At 57.6% G+C, this 20,609-nt stretch carries 17 protein-coding genes and 3 pseudogenes; 18 read left to right on the top strand and 2 right to left on the bottom strand.

Annotated elements, in window-relative coordinates:
- Together AC221Y_RS07480 and AC221Y_RS07475 are read left to right on the top strand one after the other, a co-directional pair.
- Positions 1 to 199, top strand: a 199-nt coding sequence (locus AC221Y_RS07480) for an inositol monophosphatase family protein (RefSeq protein WP_486707089.1), incomplete at its 5' end; no start/stop codon positions are given.
- 91 nt (positions 200 to 290) lie between these two features.
- On the top strand, positions 291 to 1,853 hold the full coding sequence (locus AC221Y_RS07475; protein WP_486707088.1) for a metallophosphoesterase family protein: 1,563 nt from the start codon (positions 291 to 293) through the stop codon (positions 1,851 to 1,853).
- A 272-nt stretch (positions 1,854 to 2,125) separates the two neighbouring features.
- On the opposite strand, the pseudogene AC221Y_RS07470 reads toward AC221Y_RS07475, so the two are convergent.
- Positions 2,126 to 2,463: pseudogene (locus AC221Y_RS07470) on the bottom strand (transposase); the annotation flags it as partial.
- A 308-nt stretch (positions 2,464 to 2,771) separates the two neighbouring features.
- Here AC221Y_RS07470 and AC221Y_RS07465 point away from each other — a divergent pair.
- Complete coding sequence (locus AC221Y_RS07465) at positions 2,772 to 3,185, top strand: hypothetical protein (RefSeq protein ID WP_299750305.1); 414 nt, start codon at positions 2,772 to 2,774, stop codon at positions 3,183 to 3,185.
- A 579-nt stretch (positions 3,186 to 3,764) separates the two neighbouring features.
- On the opposite strand, the gene AC221Y_RS07460 is transcribed toward AC221Y_RS07465, so the two are convergent.
- The gene (locus AC221Y_RS07460) at positions 3,765 to 5,231 is read right to left on the bottom strand and encodes an aldo/keto reductase (protein WP_299750308.1); all 1,467 of its coding nucleotides are present in this window, start codon (positions 5,229 to 5,231) and stop codon (positions 3,765 to 3,767) included.
- Between the two features lie 115 nt (positions 5,232 to 5,346).
- Here AC221Y_RS07460 and AC221Y_RS07455 point away from each other — a divergent pair, with 115 nt between their 5' ends.
- From AC221Y_RS07455 to AC221Y_RS07385, 15 genes and pseudogenes are all read left to right on the top strand, one after another.
- Positions 5,347 to 5,721 carry a TIGR04076 family protein gene (locus AC221Y_RS07455; RefSeq protein WP_299750312.1) on the top strand — a complete coding sequence of 125 codons (375 nt, stop codon included), beginning with the start codon at positions 5,347 to 5,349 and terminating at the stop codon, positions 5,719 to 5,721.
- Positions 5,718 to 6,794, top strand: a complete 1,077-nt coding sequence (locus AC221Y_RS07450; protein WP_299750315.1) for an aldo/keto reductase — start codon at positions 5,718 to 5,720, stop codon at positions 6,792 to 6,794. The genes AC221Y_RS07455 and AC221Y_RS07450 overlap by 4 nt, the downstream gene beginning before the upstream one ends.
- A 49-nt stretch (positions 6,795 to 6,843) precedes the next feature.
- A pseudogene (locus AC221Y_RS07445) lies at positions 6,844 to 7,560 on the top strand (ABC transporter ATP-binding protein); the annotation flags it as partial.
- Positions 7,553 to 8,281 (top strand): ABC transporter ATP-binding protein, encoded by a 729-nt coding sequence (locus AC221Y_RS07440; protein WP_299750320.1) that lies wholly within the window; start codon positions 7,553 to 7,555, stop codon positions 8,279 to 8,281. The pseudogene AC221Y_RS07445 and the gene AC221Y_RS07440, both read left to right, overlap by 8 nt.
- Complete coding sequence (locus tag AC221Y_RS07435) at positions 8,278 to 9,192, top strand: branched-chain amino acid ABC transporter permease (RefSeq protein WP_299750323.1); 915 nt, start codon at positions 8,278 to 8,280, stop codon at positions 9,190 to 9,192. The genes AC221Y_RS07440 and AC221Y_RS07435 overlap by 4 nt, the downstream gene beginning before the upstream one ends.
- On the top strand, positions 9,189 to 10,148 hold the full coding sequence (locus AC221Y_RS07430) for a branched-chain amino acid ABC transporter permease (RefSeq protein ID WP_299750325.1): 960 nt from the start codon (positions 9,189 to 9,191) through the stop codon (positions 10,146 to 10,148). The genes AC221Y_RS07435 and AC221Y_RS07430 overlap by 4 nt, the downstream gene beginning before the upstream one ends.
- Before the next feature lie 13 nt (positions 10,149 to 10,161).
- The gene (locus AC221Y_RS07425) at positions 10,162 to 11,424 is read left to right on the top strand and encodes an ABC transporter substrate-binding protein (RefSeq protein ID WP_299750328.1); all 1,263 of its coding nucleotides are present in this window, start codon (positions 10,162 to 10,164) and stop codon (positions 11,422 to 11,424) included.
- A 153-nt stretch (positions 11,425 to 11,577) separates the two neighbouring features.
- Positions 11,578 to 12,093, top strand: a pseudogene (locus AC221Y_RS07420) (IS6 family transposase); the annotation flags it as partial.
- A gap of 479 nt (positions 12,094 to 12,572) precedes the next feature.
- Positions 12,573 to 13,649: a transporter substrate-binding protein gene (locus AC221Y_RS07415; RefSeq protein ID WP_299750331.1), complete on the top strand. Its 1,077-nt coding sequence runs from the start codon at positions 12,573 to 12,575 to the stop codon at positions 13,647 to 13,649.
- Complete coding sequence (locus AC221Y_RS07410) at positions 13,646 to 14,254, top strand: ANTAR domain-containing response regulator (RefSeq protein ID WP_299750334.1); 609 nt, start codon at positions 13,646 to 13,648, stop codon at positions 14,252 to 14,254. Before AC221Y_RS07415 ends, AC221Y_RS07410 begins: the two co-directional genes overlap by 4 nt.
- Positions 14,251 to 15,138, top strand: a complete 888-nt coding sequence (locus tag AC221Y_RS07405) for an ABC transporter permease (protein WP_299750337.1) — start codon at positions 14,251 to 14,253, stop codon at positions 15,136 to 15,138. Before AC221Y_RS07410 ends, AC221Y_RS07405 begins: the two co-directional genes overlap by 4 nt.
- Positions 15,138 to 16,058, top strand: coding sequence for an ABC transporter permease (locus tag AC221Y_RS07400; RefSeq protein ID WP_299750340.1), 921 nt, complete (start codon positions 15,138 to 15,140; stop codon positions 16,056 to 16,058). The genes AC221Y_RS07405 and AC221Y_RS07400 overlap by 1 nt, the downstream gene beginning before the upstream one ends.
- A gap of 20 nt (positions 16,059 to 16,078) precedes the next feature.
- The gene (locus tag AC221Y_RS07395) at positions 16,079 to 17,695 is read left to right on the top strand and encodes an ABC transporter substrate-binding protein (RefSeq protein ID WP_486707087.1); all 1,617 of its coding nucleotides are present in this window, start codon (positions 16,079 to 16,081) and stop codon (positions 17,693 to 17,695) included.
- Between the two features lie 4 nt (positions 17,696 to 17,699).
- A complete protein-coding gene (locus tag AC221Y_RS07390) occupies positions 17,700 to 18,659 on the top strand; it encodes an acetamidase/formamidase family protein (protein ID WP_299750346.1) in 960 nt (319 codons plus the stop codon).
- Positions 18,656 to 20,443, top strand: a complete 1,788-nt coding sequence (locus AC221Y_RS07385) for an ABC transporter ATP-binding protein (RefSeq protein WP_486707086.1) — start codon at positions 18,656 to 18,658, stop codon at positions 20,441 to 20,443. The genes AC221Y_RS07390 and AC221Y_RS07385 overlap by 4 nt, the downstream gene beginning before the upstream one ends.
- Positions 20,444 to 20,609 lie beyond the last annotated feature (166 nt).

Raw genomic sequence — 20,609 nt, 5'->3', positions numbered from 1 at the left:
GGGATGGTTCGATGCTTTTTTTGAACCCGCACTGAATATCTGGGATGTGGCGGCCGGCTTGCTGATCGTTGAAGAGGCGGGTGGCATGGTTCGCCACGACCCGTTCTCTGACTTCCTTGTAAAGCCATCTAATGTTATGGCTCGCAATCGGGGTTTCCCCGGTTTGACGACAATACTTAATTCTGTTGAATTTGCGTGAAACCTATCAGCGATGTCATAGGAAACCGGCGTCGGCCACCAAGGTGAGTTGACCGGAAAGCGCGGCGCATGCCGGAGGATTATCCTACACTATGATTGATCGTTGGTGCGGGCAGGTTGCAGTTCTTGCGGACCCTCATTTTCATGATTCTGGCGCCGGGCATTCCTATGGGCTCGAGTCAGCGGATTGCGTACGCAGCCTCGCAGAGTCCGTCGTCTCGACAAGAGTATTCAACGAAGGCGCCGCGGCCTTGGTTTGCGCACTGGATATTCTGGTCGAGCGAGGCGTCCGTCTCGTGATGATAGCGGGAGACCTGACCGACGATGGCCAAGCTCCTAATTGGCGTGCTTCTGCGAAAGTGTTGGATCGTTATTCTCAACGACATAACATGCGGTTCTTTTTGACACCGGGCAACCATGACCAGTGGTGTGGCGATGGCAAGCCCTTGCGAAAGGAGATGGTCAGTTCCCATGGAACGACCTTTGCGGTGTCGGGCGACAAATCTGACGAGACGGCACGCTTCGCACCAGAAATGTTCCAGATCGGGCAAGCTGACGTTCTTAACTACGCCTCGGGGTTCGGATTTTGTCGCCATTCGGACGACCTGCACTGGGAAACTCCTTTTGGCTCGTCAGATGAATTGGCAAGCCGCATTGGCATGGTGTCTCGGGCAGGAAGGGACCCCGTGGAATTGCCGGATCTGTCTTATCTTGTTGAGCCGGTAGAAGGGCTTTGGATCCTGGCGATTGATGCAAACGTCTATTTGCCGAACGAAAGTGGATGGCGTGACTTTGGAAATGAGGGCTGGACTGCCGTATCGCGACACAAGGCTTGGCTGCTTGACTGGATCAGCGATGTCTCCCGTCGCGCAAGGGCGTCAGGTAAGCAGCTTTTGTCCATGTCGCACTTTCCGGCTTGTGATGTGCTTTGTGGGGTTCCGCGCGGGTTGGCCGAACGTGTCATGCCAACTTTGGACGTGGCGCATGCGCTTGCGCGCACTCGGATGGGACTGCATTTCAGCGGGCACTGGCACATCAACCGCACTGGTGCTCAGACCGTCGGAGATGATTGGCTGGTAAATGTCGCTGTGCCTTCAACGGCGAGTTTTCCTGCGGCGTTCAAACTGGTCGATTTGCAAGGTACAAAGGCTCGGATAGAAACACTTCGGTTGGGGTCGGTCTCAGGGTTTAATGCTGCCTTCGGGCACTACATTGCGGAACAACCAATGTCGCAGTTGGCTCAGAGCGATAACTACGACAGCTTCTTGGCTCTGCATTTTGCGGGCCTCATTGGGACGCGCTTTCTGGTGCAAGACTGGCCTGAGGCGTTCTGCGCATCGTTAGAAGGGTCTACGCTGGCGGAAATCCTGGCTAGGATAGGCTCTTGTGTGCCCGAGATGTCCGGCTCAATCCCTGCGCGTTTGGCTATGGAGGACTTTTATGCGCTTGAGCACGGTGGGCAGTTGGCCGGAGTGCCCTCAGGCCGCTTGGACGTCTACACACGCCTTGACGCGTCCGTTCTGACGGAGAGTTCTGACAGTGACCGCAGGCTTTTCCAGGGTCTGGCTCACTACAGTCAGGCACTGCCGGACGATACTTTCAGTGTGCATCTATTGGATGGAACGATCATGACTGGTCCTGTCAGAGGTATCTAGCTTGAGCCGGGTTGGGTGGCAGTTTAGCGTCCTTCGATGACAAAACGCTCCCCTTTCCGGTATTTCAAGACATGCCGACTTCGTCCGCACTGCAGACTTAGATGAATTGAAATGCCTGCAAAATGTACGAAGGTCCGCTTCAGAGAAGCTGCGGCGCAGCATCGCAACCCTCGGTCAAGGTCAGCAATGGGCCGGTCGTGTCGCTCGACACAAGGGGCGGAAAGCAGACCTTCGCTGCGGGGTTCGCCGATGTCTGCTATGCGCGTGTGGTTTCAACGGGTTGCTGCAACACACGCCTCAAATTTCTCTGCTGGGGTTTGATATTGCAAGGTCTTTCGAGGCCTCTCGTTGAGCTGGCGAGCGACTGCGCTCAGCTGTGCTTGGCTAAAACCCGATGTATCAATGCCTTTCGGGAAGTACTGGCGAAGAAGTCGATTGGTGTTTTCATTACTCCCTCTTTGCCACGCATTGCCCGGCAGGCGATTGCGTAGCAATCTGCCGAGAGGGGTGACTGAGGATCACAAAAATAGACGTCAATCTTTGTAGCCATCGATGACGATGCACGGTCAAAACGCCGCCCAATTGAACTCAGTGGCTCTCCACGCTGCCATCGACCCCACATCTCCGATTTCTGTTGAGCCGTATAAAATGTCCGCTGACGATACTTCATGCTTAACACTCCATCTTTCCAAAAAGACTAAAGTGTTGCGACCACCCTTTGAACTCACAGGGACAAAGCAGCCTTTGGCAGATCAGGTCATGTGAGCCAGTCAGTTTTGACCACCTGCACCTATCAGGGTCCTGCGAATTGGATGTCGCGCGAAACTCTGTGGCTGTCGGAAACGAAGTTTCCTGAGTTGTTGAGGATCTGAGCTGGGGATAGTATGCCCCGGAACTATTCAGAACGAGAGACAAAAAATGGCCCCGAACAGCCTTGGCATCGTCGTCCTCCTGGGGCTTCTGGCAGGGCCCGCCCTTGCGGATTGCGCGGCCGACAGTCTTGCGGCAACGCCGCCTGAATTTTACACGATCCTGCCCGCGCCACCTGATCCCGCGCTTCGACCGGTGCTTCCTGAATGCTTGCGCGGACTTTCCGGGCCCGAGCAGGAGAATTGCCCTCGGGACGAGATCACCGCCTATGGCACGGCCGTCGAGACTTGGGTTGCCGCACTGAATTCCTATGTCACCAACACCAGCCGGTTTGCAAACGAAGCGGCGGTGTTCGCCAATTCCGCGATCGACTATGCGCAGGAAGCACGAACCTATGCCGATGTCGCGTTCGAATTCGCAAATTGCGAAGCAGCGGCAATCTACGACGCGTCCGAAAAATAAGCCGGCATTTCCCAAGTAGAACGCCCTCCCTTCCGTGCTGCTGCCGTTTTGCGCACCTTTGGGCTCTGGGTCGCCATTGGATGTCTTTCACTTTTGCACGCAATGGCTGAGTTCTGGCCACTATCGTCGTGTCACAAACGATCGTTTTTGGTACATTAGTTGTGGTAAAGGGAATATTGTCCGCTGTGGGACTGAACTGGAACTCGCGCAATGCGCGCGCGTTCAGCAGAAAAAACCTGAACCCATTGTCGGCCTAGCCGCTGAAGCAAAGCTCTGTCAGAGCGCGTAGTCTTTGCAGAACGGCGTATCTGGTAATTTGGCTGCGCGGTGTTGGCCTTCAGTCAGTCAGCACATTAGCTAAGAATGCATCGATCGCGTCGCGGACCTCGGTGCCCGACTCTTCCAAGACCCACATGACGTGCTTTTGGAGCCATTTCTCGACAACCAGAGTGATAACATCAATACCAGCTTCGCCCCAGCCTCCGAAAGTGTTTCCAAATGTGGACGCGCTTCGGTTAGGTCGCCAGGTCGAGTGCGCGCGCATTCCGGCTTAGAACTTCCGAATTGCGAATGGGTTTATCAGTCATTGCTGACCGCCTCGACTTCAATTTCGACGCGGTATCCACCAATCAATCCCGCAACTACAATTAAAGTATTTGCCGGTTTGATGTCGCAGAAATACAGCCCGTGTGCTCGTGAAACCGCTTCGACGTCGGCCTCGTCCACAACATAAATGCGCGTGCGCACAACGTCTTCAACAGAAGCCCCCAAGGTTTCAAGCGCAGCCAGGATTTTGTCGATAGTGTAGGTCGTTTGCGCGCCGGCATCGTTAATAGCCACAACCCGGTCAGCACCAGCCGTGGCCGTCGTGCCTGAGACAAGGATACGATTGCCGATCTTCTGTGCGCGCGCATATCCCGCAATATCTTCCCATTTCGATCCGCTGAGAACCTGCCTACCGCCGGCGCGATGCGGCGCATCGGTAGCCTTGTGGAGCATTGGCATGGAATCCAAATGGTGGCTGAGATCGCCGCTTGCCGTCAGAAATGGCGGTTTGCGATATTCGTCGCCGCAATCGCCGGGCACCTGGCGGGTGGCTGAAAATGCTTCATCCAGTCTGTCGTGATCTTCGCGATCCAATGCAAACGAAAAGAGCCGCTGATTGTCGTCCGTATGCACGCGTTCGCCAAGGCGCGCGCCGACGATGACACCAGCGACGGCAGGGTGCTCCAGCACCCATCGTGTGGCGACGTTTGATATCGAGATATTGTGTTTTTGTGCAATCGTGTTCGCCGCGGACAGAATGCCTTGGAAAGCCTCCCAGCCGCCGGTCACGTCGATGAAACGCTTGTATTTCATTTTCGACCAATCGGGGATGTCCTTCGGTTCGGCCTGTGCCAACCAACGGTCTGACAGGAAGCCGCCGCACAGTGTCCCGTAAGCCAGAAGCTTGGCGTCGGTGGCAGCGCAAAGGGCGGACAGTTGATTTGCTGCGCGCCGGTCAACCAGCGAGAAAGATACCTGATTGGTCAACAGCGGGACGCCATCGGATAGGGCGATTTGCAGATGTGCTGAGTCAAAGTTGGTAACGCCGATTTCGGCGATCAGACCTTCGCTGCGCATCTCTGCAAGCTCGTGCAGGGCATCAAGCCATGCAGCGTGCTTAAAACTCCACCAATGAAATTGCAGCAGATCGACGCAGTCCACACCGAGGCGCGTCAGCCGATTTTCAACACCGGCGCGCACAACGTCGCGGGTCATCGGGCCTGGCATTGGACACCATTTGGTGAAAGCCAGCGGACGCGGCGCTCCGCCCCTTGCCAGCAAACGTCCGGCGATGATCTCGGCACTGCCATAGTGATCGGCCATGTCGAAGGTGTCGAACCCACGCTGAGCGTAGGCGTCCAGCCAATCGGCTCCCGCTTCGGGATCAATGGTGTCACCGTTCTTCTCAATGTCGGCGACCTGCCAGAGGCCTGTCAGAACGCGCGAAATCTCCAACTTGTCGGAAAGACGAAGGCGGTCTGGGCGGTTTTGGGCGGTCATAAGGCGTCCTCGCTTCCAAGTGACTTCAGGCGAAAAGGGCTTGTGAGCCAGGCCACATTCGATAACCTACCCAGATAAGACTAGGTGTTGGGGACAGTCCAGCAGAAGGACGGGAATGGATCAAGGCAAGACCGGGGAATTCTGGCTGTACGATTTGAAAGTCGAGACCGTCCTGGACGGCCGAACGCCGGTTTGCCGCCACATAGAGGGCGACAGCTTTCGGGTGGAAGGAGAAACTTTGGTGTTCGAACCCGGAACGCACATTTCGATGTATGCGCTGGCCGCGGTGCTTCCTCTCTTGCCGGTCAAGCAGCGGATGACAGATCCCAACGATTGGGTTAGCACGGATGCCGAAGTTGCCTGTCCCGATCCCCATTGTGGCGGGCGGTTCAGGATCACGCGACTGGGCAAGCGTCGCTTCACTCATGCCGCCACAACGGGCCTGCTAGAAGCACGCGGCGAAGCCTATTGGCAAGCGGACAAGTCATGAGTCTGGACACCATTCAGCTGCGCCCGGGCTATGCCATTTCGCGTGTGATCAAGGGCGGCTGGCAATTGGCTGGCGATCACGGACCCGTGGAACGTACGGACGCGGTGCGCGATATGGAGGCGTTTCTGGACGCTGGGATCACCACGTTTGACTGCGCGGATATTTACGTCGGTGTGGAAGAGATGATCGGCGATTTCATTGGCGACATTCGTGCGCGGCGCGGCGCCGCGGTTGCGAACCGGGTGCGGGTGCACACCAAGCTAGTGCCGGATTTGGGGTTGCTGGAGAACATTCAGGCCAAGGATGTCGAGGCGATCATCGACCGGTCGCTGAAGCGGTTGCAGATCGAACAGCTTCATCTAGTGCAGTTCTTTTGGTGGGATGTGTCCTTGGGCAATCCTCAGGTGGGGCTTGAGGTGCTGAAGCGGTGTCAAGAGAAGGGCAAAGTTGCGCATCTGGGCGTCACGAACTGGGATGCGGCCGAAACGCAGCCATTTCTTGATACGGGCTTCGACGTAGTTTCGACGCAAGTGCAGTATTCCCTGCTGGACCGGCGGCCCGAGAATGGACTGACGAATTGGGCCTTGGCGAACGATGTGCAACTTCTTTGCTACGGTACTTTGGCGGGCGGGTTTCTGACGGAGCGTTGGCTGGACCAGCCCGACCCGGGGTTCGAGTTCGAGAACCGCAGTCTGATCAAATACCGTCTGATCATCGACGAGTTTGGATCGTGGGAAACTTTTCAGCGCCTCTTGAGGGTGCTAAAGTCAATCGGCGACAAACACAGCGTTTCGCTTTCCAGCGTTGCCACCCGTTGGGTGCTGGACAAACCTCGGGTCGCCGCTGCCATCGTGGGCGCGCGTTATGCCCGGCACCTGCCGCAAACACTTGAGGTGTTTCGTTTCGCTATAGATGGCGAAGACAAGGCTGCTATCCAGGCGGTTCTGGCCGCTGCGCCAGGACCTCAGGGGTCGGTCTTTGCTTTGGAACGCGACCGCAACGGACGGCACGGGCGGATAATGAAATACAACCTGAACACCAAGCCTGACGACAAGGTGCTTGGGAGTGGATGACGCGATCCTTTCTGTTCACAGCCTAAGTCGTAGCTTCGGTCAGATGAAAGCTGTGGACAACGTGTCTTTGCGTGTCCGCCGTGGTTCCATGACTGGATTGATTGGCCCCAACGGTGCGGGGAAATCTACACTTTTCAATCTGTTGACCGGCGCTTTGAAGCCGGATGGCGGTACGGTGCGGCTGGAAGGCCGCGATGTCAGTGGCCTGCCGCCCAACCAGTTGTTTTCGCTTGGATTGGGGCGCACCTTTCAAATCCCACGTCCTTTCGTGCGAATGAGTGTGCTGGAAAACGTTATGCTCGCGCCGCCGGGACAGACCGGCGAGACCGTGACGGGACCATTCCTGTTTCGCACCCACATGCGCGATGAGGAACGGCGCATCCGCGACAAGGCCTTGGAGGTGCTGGATTTCGTTACACTTGGGGCTCTTGCCGACCATCCGGCGGGACAGATTTCGGGCGGTCAGATGAAGCTGCTTGAACTGGCGCGCGTCTTGATGGGCGATCCCAAGCTGATCCTGCTTGATGAACCTGCTGCCGGTGTGAACCCGGTTCTGACAGAAACCCTCATCGGCAAGATTGAAGAGCTTAACCGGCAAGGCACCACCTTTGTGATCATTGAACACGACATGGATTTCGTCATGCGCCATTGCGATCCGGTGATTGCGCTGGCCGCCGGACGCGTGATTTTCGAGGGCACAAGCGACGAAGCTTTGGCCAACCCGGTGCTGCTGGATGCTTATCTGGGGGCGACTACGGATGAGTGAGTTAATCCTTCAGGTTAGTGATGTTACCGCTGGCTACGTGCCTGATTTGCCCATCTTGCGAGACGTAGCGCTGACGGCGCAAGCTGGGCAGATCACTCTGATCATCGGGCCAAATGGGGCGGGCAAATCAACGCTGATCAAGGCGATTGCCGGATTGATCCCTGTCAGTGGTGGCAAGATTACATTTGATGGCAATGATATAACCGGCATTCGCACTGATCAGATCTCGGAACGCGGAATTGCCTATGTCCCGCAAACCGACAACATCTTTCGCAGTCTGACCATTCGTCAAAATCTTGACCTTGCCCTGCGTCGAGCGGGCGATGCGACAGCCGCACTTGCCCGTTTGTTCGAACAATTCCCTGCACTGGCCGACAAACATCGAGACAAGGCGGGCACCCTGTCGGGCGGTCAGCGGCAGTTCCTTGCAATCGCCATGGCGCTCGCCTCTAGCCCGCGCCTGATCCTGATGGATGAACCTTCTGCCGGACTGTCGCCCAAGGCGGCACAAGAGGTGTTGGAACATGCCCGCGCGCTCACTGCTGATGGCGTTTCGATCCTGCTGGTCGAGCAGAACGTTAAGCAGGCGCTTCGGCTGGCCGACCATTGCTTCATTCTGGCCGAGGGGCGCAATCAGGTGGACGGGGCGGCGCTCGAATTGCTGAACGACAAGGTCGTAGGAGAGATCTACCTTGGCGGCAGGCGGGTGGGCGCCGCATGATCCAGAACCTGATCGACGGGGTGCTGACCGGCTCTTACATCTCGCTGGGCGCAATTGGCCTGACGCTGGTGATGCACATCCTGCGGTTCGCCAACTTTTCGCACGCCGAGCTATTGTCGCTGGGCGCTTATGTGGCGTTGGTTTTTGACGCGCTGGTCTCAAACCTTGTGCCCGTATTTGCGGTGAAACTTGCACCACTTTCGCTGACCTTTGCCCTAATCTTTGCAATCTTCGCGTCGATGGTGCTGACAGGGCTGTCGGCTTTAGTAATCGACCGGCTCGTTTTCAAACGCGTGCGCGAAAAGGGGCAAGAGCTTTCGATGGTCTTTGCGAGCTTTGGCATGGCGCTGGTGATCCGTAACGTAATCGGTCTGATCTTCGGTCTAAGTCCCGAGCTATATTCCCGCGACATCGCCTTTGCCATGGTCCTGAGCCGCGATCCTTTGATCCTTGTGAAGCCTGATCAAGTTTTCGTCCTGATCGCCGCTCTGATATTGATGCTGATCCTGCACCTGATACTGTCGCGTACCACCTTTGGCTATTCGTTGCGCGCGGTGGCCGAGAACCCGTCGCTGGCGCAGGTTAACGGCGTCAACCTGCAACGCACCATCATGTGGGTCTGGCTGATTGGCGGCGGGTTGGCCGCCGTGGCTGGTGTGTTTTACGGTCTGAGCCACCAGTTGATCCCGGTGATGGGGCGGGACCTCGTCTTGCCAATATTCGCCGCCACGATCGTGGGCGGGATCGGCAGCGTCTACGGCGCCGTTCTGGGTGGTTTCATTGTGGGCATTGCGGGCAATATGGCGCTGGTCGTGCTGCCGTCCGGCTATACGCCTTCAGTGCCGTTTCTGCTGATCCTTTTGGTTCTGATGATCCGCCCCAACGGGCTTTTCGGCGAGGCGCGGGCATGATCGGCGTGGTCTCATACCTTGTGTTCTTCGCAACGACCGCGTCGATCCTTGCCATCGCGGTGCTTGGGCTGAACCTGCAGTGGGGCAACACCGGGCTTTTCAACGGCGGTGTCGTCGCGTTCTTCGGCGCGGGCGCTTACGGCACGTTGATTTTGGGCGGCACGCCACAGGCCGGTCATCTGGGGGGCTTTGGTCTGTTCTACCCGTTCGCATTGCTAGGCGGAATGGTGGCGGCGGGGCTGATGGCGTGGGTGGTTGGCTTGCTGACCCTGCGTCTCAGGCACGATTATCTGGCCATAGCGACTTTTGGCGTTGCCGTTGCCTTCGAGAACCTGATGCGCAACGCGGAATGGCTGGCAGGCGGCGCCAAGGGCGTTCGTGGGTTCGAGAGGCCGCTGCGCGCGGCCTTGGGGGACGGTTTCCTGTACAATCTGCTGTTCTTCGCAGTCGTCCTGCTGATCCTGATCGCCACCTATCTATTCCTTGAACGCCTTGTCTCCTCACCCTTTGGACGCCTGTTGCGCGCGATCCGAGAGGATGAAGAAGCGGCGCAATCCCTTGGCAAAAGCCCTTCAAAAATTCGACTGACGGCCTTCATCACCGGCTCCGTGATCCTTGGTCTGGCCGGTGGGCTTTACGGCACATTTTACGCCTTTGTCAGCCCGCAAGATGTGCTGCCCACGTTGACTTTCCAAATCTGGGCGATGCTAATTGTGGGCGGCGCGGGCAATAATAAGGGCGCGATTTTCGGAGCGTTTCTTATCTGGGGCGCGTGGACGACTTCGGGTTGGGCGCTGTCACGTTTTGCGCCCGTTGAGGCACAGCTTTACACCGGCTCGGTTCAATTCATACTGATCGGGTCTGTCATAGTCGGCATGTTGATGTGGCGGCCACAAGGGTTGCTGCCGGAACGGCTTGTCGTCTCACAAAGGGGAAACCCCCCATCGAATGAGTAGGGAGAGAAGGAATATGTTTAAATTCAAGAATTTAGGGGGCGTACTGGGCCTTGCTCTGGGGCTGGCGATGATGTCCGGCACAGCGCACGCACAAGATTGCACAACCAAGATCGGAGCCGTGTTGCCCACGTCAGTTGACTGGGGCCGACCCATTGCCGAAACCGCGCAATTCGCTGTTGATCAGGTGAATGCCGCTGGTGGTGTTGCGGGCTGTCAGATCGAAATGGTGCTGCGTGACACTCAAGTGGACCCCAAAGTGGGCGTGGATGCGGCTAAGGCGCTTGTCGATCTTGACGGGGTCAGCGTGCTGCTGGGCGCCGTGTCCTCAGGCGTGTCGATGCCGATCCTGACGTCAGTGACTGTGCCGAGCGGTGTACTGCAGATGTCCTGTTGTTCCTCGTCAACCGCGTTCACTGGATTGGCCGAAGAGGGTAAGACCAAGGGTTTGTGGTTCCGTACATTTGCCACCACCGGCGTACAGTCCGCAGTGGGTGCCAAGGTCGCCGCCGACCAAGGCTACAAAACCGTGGCCGTCATGTACAAAAACGACGACTGGGGGCAGGACATGGCCCGCTTGATCGCCGCTGATTTTGCTGCCGTTGGCGTCGAGGTAACATCTTCGGTTGCGGTCAATGACGGACAGCCGAGCTATCGTGCGGAAGTGACGGAGGCGCTGGGCAGCCAGCCCGAAGCGCTTTACCTCGCGCTTTATCCGGCCGAGGGCACAGCCGCAGTCCGCGAGTGGATCTCGCTTGGTGGGACCCAGAACATGATCCTTGCCAATTCGCTTAAATCTGATGAATTCCGCGATAATGTCGGCATGCAGTACCTTGGCTCGACACTTGGCACCGATACGGCCTCGCCACGTTCGGACAGTGCCGATGCCTTCCGTGCAGCTTACTTGGAGCGGTTTGACTCTGAGCCGAACGGCCCCGGTCTGGCAAACAGCTATGACGCGGCGATGATAGCTCTTTTGGCGATGGAGGCGGCTGGTAAGGACGCGTCGGGTGCGGATGTTGCCGCAGCGATCGCCAAGGTCACTGATCCGAACGGCACGCCGGTCAGCGCGGATACTGCGGGCTTTGCAGCTGCGAAAGAGGTGCTTGCTGGTGGCGGAACGGTGATGTTCCAAGGGGCCACAGGCAACGTGCGCTTTGATGGCAACGGCGACGTGTCCGCTCCTGCAGTTGTTTGGTCGTTCTCGGAAAGCGGCACAGACGAGGTCGAGTACATGTCGTTGAACGAGGTCGATGCGTTTATTGCTTCACTGAAGTAGGCGTAGTTGAACGGTAAATGCCGTTTTTTTGAGGGTCGTCTTAATTGGGCGGCCCTCGCGGTTTTGTCAGAAGGATTTGAGTTGAGACGGGCAGGGGGCACTGTCAGATAAAACCGGCTTGAGCCGGGCAGGGTGTTTTCGTAGCCTGGTCGGATGACAAAATGCAGCCCATTTCGCTATTTCAAGACAAGTCCGGAAATCATCCGTCTGGCGGTGATGATGTATGTCCGTTTTCCTCTTTCACTTCGGAATGTCGAGGACCTGCTGCACGAGCGCGGGATCGACGTCAGCCACGAAACGGTGCGGTTCTGGTGGAACAGATTTGGCCTAATGTTCGCCGCTGAAATCCGTGAAAACCGGGTCAATCGGATGCGTGCTCATTCGAATTGGCAATGGCATCTGGACGAAGTTTTTGTGAAGATCAACGGTGAAACGCACTACCTGTGGCGAGCTGTAGATCACGAAGGTGAGGTGCTGGAAAGCTATGTTGCCAAGCGCTGCGACCGCAAAGCGGCGTTGAAATTCAGGAAAACAATGAAGCGCTTTGGCCAACCACATGTCATCGTGACCGATCTACTGCGGTCTTACGGCGCCGCGATGAAGGTCATCGACAACGCAGATCGCCAGGAAACAGGGCGCTGGCTCAACAACCGGGCCGAGAATTCACACCCGCTGCCTGACAGTGGTTTGCTTGCAAACATGGGGCGACGCACATAGCTGAGGATGCTGCGTCGCAGCGGTCCGGTTCGAGCCCAGAGCAGAATTAGTTGTGGAACTTCACACATGTATCTTGGTCTATCAAACGTCCAGGTTAGTCCACGGCAATGTCGTACCAGGGCGAAGAAGATATTCGCACTGCCTTCCCAATCTCTACCGAATTCAATAACGTCCAGAGAATGGCCAATATATTTTGTGGCAGTTAAGAGCGAATTTGGAAAAAATTATGAAAAATTTGTCTATTTTCTAAGCTCTCTGTCTTCATTCCTGGAAAGATCTGCCAGTACGCATAAAGATCTTGACTGTCGTGAGGAGCCGCTACACCTTTATCGTCAATCTAGCTAAACATTACTCGGCATTCGCGCCCCGATCTGTTCGCCTTGTTTTCAAGGCGTCACAGGACGGGGTTGTTTGTTTTATCGGGGACTTCTGTGAAACGCATCGTAACACTAGGCCTGCTTTTTTCCCGCAGTGGCAGCTATGCCCGGATAAGCGAGGCATGCCTGACAGGCGCGGAAAATGCCATCGCGCGGCTTAATGCAGATCCCACGCGGTCGATTGCATTTGAATCGGTATCGCGCGATCCCGGTGGCAATGTGGATCTATACGGTCCGCTGTGTGAGGAAATCCTGGCCGAGACTCCAGCACGCCATATCATCGGCTGCGTCACCTCTTGGAGCCGTAAGGAGGTCATCCCGACGCTGGAAAAATACGGCGGAACCTTATGGTATGCTGTTCCTTATGAGGGATTCGAGGCATCGGATCATGTTGTGTATCTTCATTCCTGTCCGAACCAGCACCTATTGCCACTGCTGAATTGGACATTCCCGACATATGGGCGACGAGGCTTTCTGACTGGCAGCAACTATATCTGGGGTTGGGAAATGAATCGCCTTGCGCGCGAGACGATCCTTGCCGCTGGCGGCGACGTGCTAGGAGAACGCTATCTGCCGATTGGCGCCGTCGATGTGGACAGGATGATTGACGAAATTCGTGCCACGGCACCCGATTTCATCCTCAATTCCCTGATCGGGCCATCGTCATATGCGTTCCTCAAAGCCTATGCCGCCCTTGGTGAAAGCGATGCTCGATTTAGGCCAGATAATTGTCCGGTTCTGTCGTGCAACTTGACTGAATGCGAACTTGGCGAAATCGCTGACTTTGCAGAAGGTCTGATCGCCACCGGTCCTTATTTTCGACAAGACCCCCGTGCCTTCGGTAGCAGTCACGAGGCGGCAGCGGATTGTGCCGTTCAGGCTTTGGCGGACCTACTGGAAGACAGAACTGCGGAACAGAGCCTAAATATTGGGGACTTGCTGCAATCGCCCGCGGGGCTGAACAGCGGGATCGATGCCAAGACCCATCACACCGACCAACCGGTCCTGATCGCGCGGGTCCAGGATGGCGCCTTTCGCGTGGTCTTTGACGGTGGCGTGCTGCCGGGTGATCCGTATTTGACGCGGCCGGTTCCGGTTGGGGCGCACCATCAGTTGCGGATCGTGTCATGAGGCGGAATGTCCGGACCGTCGATCTGGGTGGCGCGCATGCCATCGTGTTGCATCGCCCACATCCGGTCGTGACGGCGCTGACGCGGCAGTTGCAGGCCGTCGGCCTGAAGGTCGACGCCTGCTGGCCGGAATTGCAGGCCGATGCACTGGCCGCTGATTTCGTGTTCTTCGACGCTGATATGGGGTTCGATGAACAGTTTCCGTGGACGCAGGGCGAGGCTCCGATGCCACTGATAGCATTGATCGGGTCAGAGGCGCCGGGTCGCGTGGAATGGGCCCTGTCTACAGGCGCCAATGCGCAGATTTTGAAGCCTATCGGCGATAGCGGCGTTTACAGCGCGTTGTTGATTGCGAGCCACGCCTTTGAGGCGCGGCAAGCGCTGGCGGCAAATGTAGCCGATCTGCGCCGGCGTCTGGGCGAGCGCCAGACCGTGGTGCAAGCCGTGGTCAGGCTAATGGAAAGCAGCGGTTCGGAACAGGCCGCTTATGCGGCACTGCGGGCCGAAGCGATGGACGCGCGGATCTCGCTTGAAGAGGCCGCTAGCCGTGTTCTTGCCCGGATCAACTGCCCAACCCAAGGCTTCCCGAAGGGTGGTGCTGCATGAGTGATACGACGATGAAATCCATCGCGCGTCGCCCGGACAGCGCATGGGTGCGGCTGCGGCGCCGCAAGATGGCGCTAGTGGGCATGGCGCTGGTTATTCTTATTTTTGGTGCGTCGATCCTCGCGCCGTGGATCGCGCCCTATGATCCGTTCGAGCAGCATTTCGATGGTCTGACGCTCTTTGGAGAGCCACTGCCGCCGGGTGGCGAATACCTGCTGGGCACGGATCTTTTGGGACGCGACCTGTTCAGCCGGTTGCTTTATGGCGCGCGGACCTCATTGATAATCGGTGTCGTTGCCAACGGGATCGCATTGATCATCGGGACGGTGGTCGGACTGACAGCGGGCTTTTTTCAGGGGTGGATTGGTGCCGTTCTGATGCGGTTTACCGATCTGATGATGGCTTTCCCAGCCCTGCTGTTGGCCATTTGCCTTGCGGCCGTCTTTCAGCCGTCGCTTTGGATTGTGGCGTTCGTGATCGCGATGGTGAACTGGGTACAAACGGCACGGGTCATCTATACCGAAACAACCGCCCTGACCGCCCGGGATTTCATCGCCGCTGAGCGGACGTTGGGTGCGAGCACAGCGCGCATTCTGTTTAAGCATATTCTGCCGCATCTCGTGCCGACGATCATCGTCTGGGGCACGCTAGGAATTTCGACGACTGTGCTGCTTGAGGCGACTTTGTCCTACCTTGGCGTAGGTGTGCAGCCACCCACGCCAAGCTGGGGCAACATCATCTTTGAAAACCAGACCTATTTTCAGGCCGCCCCTTGGTTGGTGTTCTTTCCCGGCGCCGCCATCGTTGTGCTGGCGCTGGCTTTCAATCTCGTCGGCGACGCGCTGCGCGATGTGCTGGACCCAACGCTGCGGGGGTCGGACTGATGGCGGGCTATATGCTGCGACGACTGGTGCAGGCCGCCTTGATTCTGCTGGGCGTGTCGCTGATTACCTTCTTTTTGCTCTACGTTCTGCCCGCCGACCCAGTGCGCCAGATCGCTGGCCGATCGGCGACACCGCAGACGGTGGCGAATATCCGGGCGCAACTGGGTCTGGATCAGCCGTTTATCGTGCAATACGGGCGCTATATGGCCGGGCTGTTGCAGGGCGACATGGGTCGCAGCTATTTGCAAAAAACCGATGTGGCAACCCTGATTGCTGCGCGCTTGCCAGCATCCTTGCTGCTGATGGCGGCGGGGATCGGGGCGGAGCTGGTGATCGGGCTGACCATGGGCGTCATTGCTGCCCTATGGCGTGGGCGCGCGGTGGATAGTGGGTTGATGATGACCTCATTCGTTACTGTGTCGGCGCCACAATTCGTGGTCGCACTATTGCTTCTCTACCTGTTCGCTGTGAAGCTTGGCTGGTTCCCGATTGGTGGTTACGGCACGCCCGCCCATCTGGTGTTGCCCGCGTTGACCTTGGGCATTCTGGGGTCTGGCTGGTATGCGCGGATGATGCGATCCAGCATGATCGAAGTGCTGCGCGCCGATTTCATCCGCACCGCCCGCGCCAAAGGGCTAACCCGGCGCCGCGTGATCCTGCGCCATGCCATGCCCAACGCGATCCTACCGATCATCGCGATGATCGGTATTGATATTGGCATTTTCATGGGCGGCATCGTGATCGTCGAAGGTGTATTTGGCTGGCCCGGTATTGGCCAGTTGGCATGGCAGGCGATCCAGCGCGTAGACATTCCGATCATAATGGGCGTCACGCTTGTGTCCGCCTGCGCCATCGTGCTGGGCAATCTGCTGGCCGATCTGATCACACCACTGATCAACCCCCGTATTCGAATTCGGTAACCACTAACAGGAGAAAGACAATGAAAAAACTACTCACATCCACCGCGCTGATCGCGGCAATGGCGATGCCAGCCTTTGCGCAGGAAACGCTGGACCCCAACGCCCAATCCGGCGGTGGGATCGTCGTGACATACAAGGACGATGTCGCCACTCTGGACCCCGCTATCGGCTATGACTGGCAGAACTGGTCGATGATCAAATCGCTGTTCGACGGGCTGATGGATTACGCCCCCGGCACTACCGAATTGCGCCCCGGTCTGGCTGAAAGCTATGACGTGTCCGAAGACGGCATGACCTTCACCTTCCACCTGCGCACCGGCGTCAAGTTCCATAACGGGCGCGAGATGACGGCGGACGATGTGAAATACTCGCTCGACCGTGTCACCAACCCAGTCACCCAGTCACCCGGCGCGGGCTTCTTTGGGGCAATTGCAGGTTATGACGCAATGGCAGATGGATCTACAACGTCGCTGGGGGGGGTCACCGTCATCGACCCCGCCACGGTTGAAATCACATTGTCACGCCCCGACGCAACCTTCCTGCATGTTATGGCTCTAAACTTTGCTTCCATCGTCCCGTCAGAGGCTGTGGATGCCGCCAACGGCGATTTTGGCAAGATGCCGGTGGGCACAGGTGCCTTCAAACTGGACGAATGGACCATCGGTCAAAGGTTGGTGTTCGCCAAGAACCCCGACTACTGGCGCGCGGGGCTGCCCTATCTGGACACCGTGACCTTTGAGGTTGGACAGGAACCCATTGTGGCACTGCTGCGCTTGCAGAACGGCGAAGTAGACGTGCCCGGTGACGGCATACCACCCGCTCAATTCCAAGAGGTAATGGGCGATCCCGAACAGGCCGCGCGCGTGGTCGAAGGTGGTCAGTTGCAAACCGGCTATATCACCCTGAACGTCACCATTCCTCCGCTCGACAATGTCGATGTCCGCAAGGCGATCAATATGGCGATCAACAAGGACCGGATCACCCAGATCATCAACGGCCGCGCCGTGCCAGCGACACAGCCGCTGCCACCGTCCATGCCTGGTTATACCGAAGGTTACGCAGGTTACGCCTTTGATCCCGAAACTGCCAAGCAGATGCTGGCTGATGCGGGTTTCGCTGACGGGTTCGAGACCGAGCTTTTCGTGATGAATACCGACCCCAACCCGCGCATCGCACAGGCGATTCAGCAGGATCTGGCGTCGATTGGCGTCTCCGCATCGATCCAATCGCTGGCACAAGCCAACGTGATCGAAGCAGGCGGCGCTGGCACCGCCCCAATGATCTGGTCTGGCGGCATGGCGTGGATTGCTGACTTCCCAGATCCGTCCAACTTCTTTGGTCCGATCCTGGGCTGTGCAGGCGCAGAGGAAGGCGGCTGGAACTGGTCGAAGTTCTGTGTTGAAGAAATCGACGCCGAAGCGACTGCCGCTGACAGCATGCTGGACCCGACAGCACCAGAGCGGCTGGCAATGTGGTCTGACGTCTACATGAAGGTGATGGAAGAAGCGCCTTGGGTGCCGGTGTTCAACGAACAGCGCTACACGATGAAATCTGCACGCATGGGCGGTGACGACAGCCTTTATGTTGATCCGGTGTCGATCCCGGTGAACTACGACTACGTCTACGTGACCGAGTAAGACCATGTGCAAGGCTTGTGATTATACGATCCACGGCGCGCAACATCATTTCGGTTGGGACAATTCATTTGACCCGGTCGAACGGGTGGAACCGGGCCAGACGATCAAATTTCACTGCCACGACAGTTCGGCGGGCCAGCTTGGCCCGTCGTCCACCGTGGCGGATGTAGCAACGCTAGACTTCGGCAAAATCAACCCTGTCTCTGGCCCGATCTGGGTCGAAGGGGCGGAACCGGGTGATGCGCTGAAAATCACGCTCGACAGTTTTACGCCGCAGGCGCAGGACGGCAAAGGCTGGGGCTGGACTGCGAATATCCCTGGTTTTGGTCTGCTGGCGGATCAGTTCACCGATCCTGCCCTGCATGTCTGGACATATGATCCAGATAGCATGGCACCAGCAATGTTTGGCAAGGAAGGGGCTGTGCCGCTCAAACCCTTTGCGGGGACCATCGGCAATGCGCTGGCGGAACTCGGTCTGCATTCCATCGTGCCGCCCCGGCGCGTCGGTGGCAATCTGGACATTCGCGATTTGGCGGCTGGCACCACGCTCTATCTGCCGGTTGAGGTTGCAGGTGCGCTGTTCAGTGTCGGCGATACCCACGCCGCTCAAGGTGATGGTGAAGTCTGCGGCACTGCGATTGAAAGCCCGATGGACGTGGTTCTGAAACTTGATCTGGTGAAAGGGGCCAACCTCAAGACGCCGCGCTTCACCACGCCTGGGCCTGTCACTCGGCATCTGGATGCCAAGGGCTATGAGGTCACAACCGGCATTGGTCCTGACCTGATGACCGCCAGCCGAGATGCGGTTTCCAGCATGGTCGATTTCCTTTGCGCCACGCGCGGCATGGCGGCGGTTGACGCCTATATGCTGGTCAGCACCTGCGGTGACCTGCGGATATCTGAGATCGTGGATATGCCAAATTGGGTCGTCAGCTTCTACTTTCCGCGCTGCGTGTTTGAATGAACCTGACCGCTAAACATCCGTCTGACGCCGCCCCGGCGTCAGACGTTCCTGAGCCGACCCTGTCGGTGCAAAACCTTTCTGTTTCGGTGGAGACCCAGACCGGTCCTTTGCCGCTTATCAAGAATATCAACTTTACGCTGGCACGCGGCGAAACGTTGGCGCTGGCAGGCGAAAGCGGGTCGGGGAAATCGATCACGTCGCTTGCGATCATGGGGCTTTTGCCGCCGCCTGCCGTGCGGGTGTCAGGCGGCAGTATTATGCTGGGCCACGAAACCCTGACGACCCTTCCTGAGGCAGATCTGCGTGCGCTGCGCGGCAACCGTGTCGCGATGATTTTTCAGGAACCGATGACCAGCCTCAACCCGATCATGACCATCGGAACCCAATTGATCGAGGCAATCCGCGCCCACGCGCCGCTATCCCGCGCCGCTGCGCGGTCCGAAGCACTGGCAGCCCTGCGCGCCGTTCGCATGTCAGAACCCGACCGCAGGATGCACCAATTCCCACATGAATTATCCGGCGGGATGCGACAGCGTGTAATGATCGCGATGGCGCTTGCACTAAAGCCCGACGTGCTGATCGCCGACGAACCAACGACCGCTCTTGATGTAACCGTTCAGCGGGAAGTTCTGGAGTTGCTGCGCGATCTGCAAAAGGCGCAAGGCACCGCAATTTTGCTGATAACCCACGACATGGGCGTCGTTGCGGAAATGGCTGACCGTGTCGTTATCATGCGCCAAGGCCAGATCGAGGAGACCGGCACAGTCCATCAAATCTTCGCTGCCCCTCAGCAGACATACACGCGTGACTTGCTTGCAGCTGTGCCGCGCATGGGCCAGGGCGGCGTGCCTATATCGCGAAAAGAGGCACCAGTCATCGCCGATCTGCGTGACGTTCAGGTGCGTTATGATATCAGAGGCGGCGTCTTGAACCGCGTAACACACCGGGTTCACGCGGTGGAAAGTGTGAGTTTTGACATTCGGACAGGAGAGACATTTTCCCTTGTGGGGGAATCTGGATGTGGGAAATCGACGATCGCACGCGCCATCGTCGGGCTCGTGCCACATGAGGGGGCGATCCATATCGCGGGGCAACGGGTTGGCACCATGACCGCACAGACGAGAAGGCGGCTGAGTGCGGTCACGCAGATCGTGTTTCAGGATCCCATGGCAGCACTGGACCCCCGGATGACTGTGGGCGAACAGATTGCAGAGCCACTGCTTATTCATGGCGAGCACGACGCCGCCAGTCGCCGCGCCCAAGCCGCTGCATTGATGGACAAAGTTGGGTTGACTGAGGCGCAGCTTGATAACTACCCTCATGAATTTTCAGGCGGACAACGTCAGCGGATATGCATCGCCCGCGCGCTGTCACTCACGCCGAAACTGATTGTTGCAGACGAAAGCGTCTCGGCGCTGGATGTGTCGGTGCAGGCGCGGGTTCTTGACCTGTTGCGAGCACTCAAGGACGAATTTGGCATCGCGATGTTGTTTATAAGTCATGATATGGCGGTGGTGGAAAATATCTCTGACCGCGTCGCGGTCATGCATCTGGGCCAGATCGTTGAGATCGGCAGCCGTGGGCAGGTATTCGGCAATCCGCAACATCCCTATACGCGGCGGCTGATGGCCGCGGTGCCTGTCCCAGATCCATCATTTGAGCGAATGGTGGAAAACAGGATTTCCGACGATGTGCCGACACCTCTGCATCCCATTGGTCATAACGTGATCCGCCACCAAATCTTGCAGGTGTCTGATGGGCATTTCGTCGCCGAAACGGACTGACGGCAGATCCGTTTTTCGGACTGCACCTTAGAGACTTTCCAACCAGACTGCGCGATTGCCTGCTCTGTTCTGTATCATGATCACCGTAGAAATCGCCGCTAGAGCGTGTCGGGTTTAATCGGTTCCGTATCCAGCAGCTTTGAAAAAATTGTAGCATTCCTCGTCG

It is taken from the genome of Boseongicola sp., from assembly GCF_057460485.1.
Note: the sequence above shows the minus strand (reverse complement) of the source record. Positions and strands in the feature narration are given on the sequence as shown.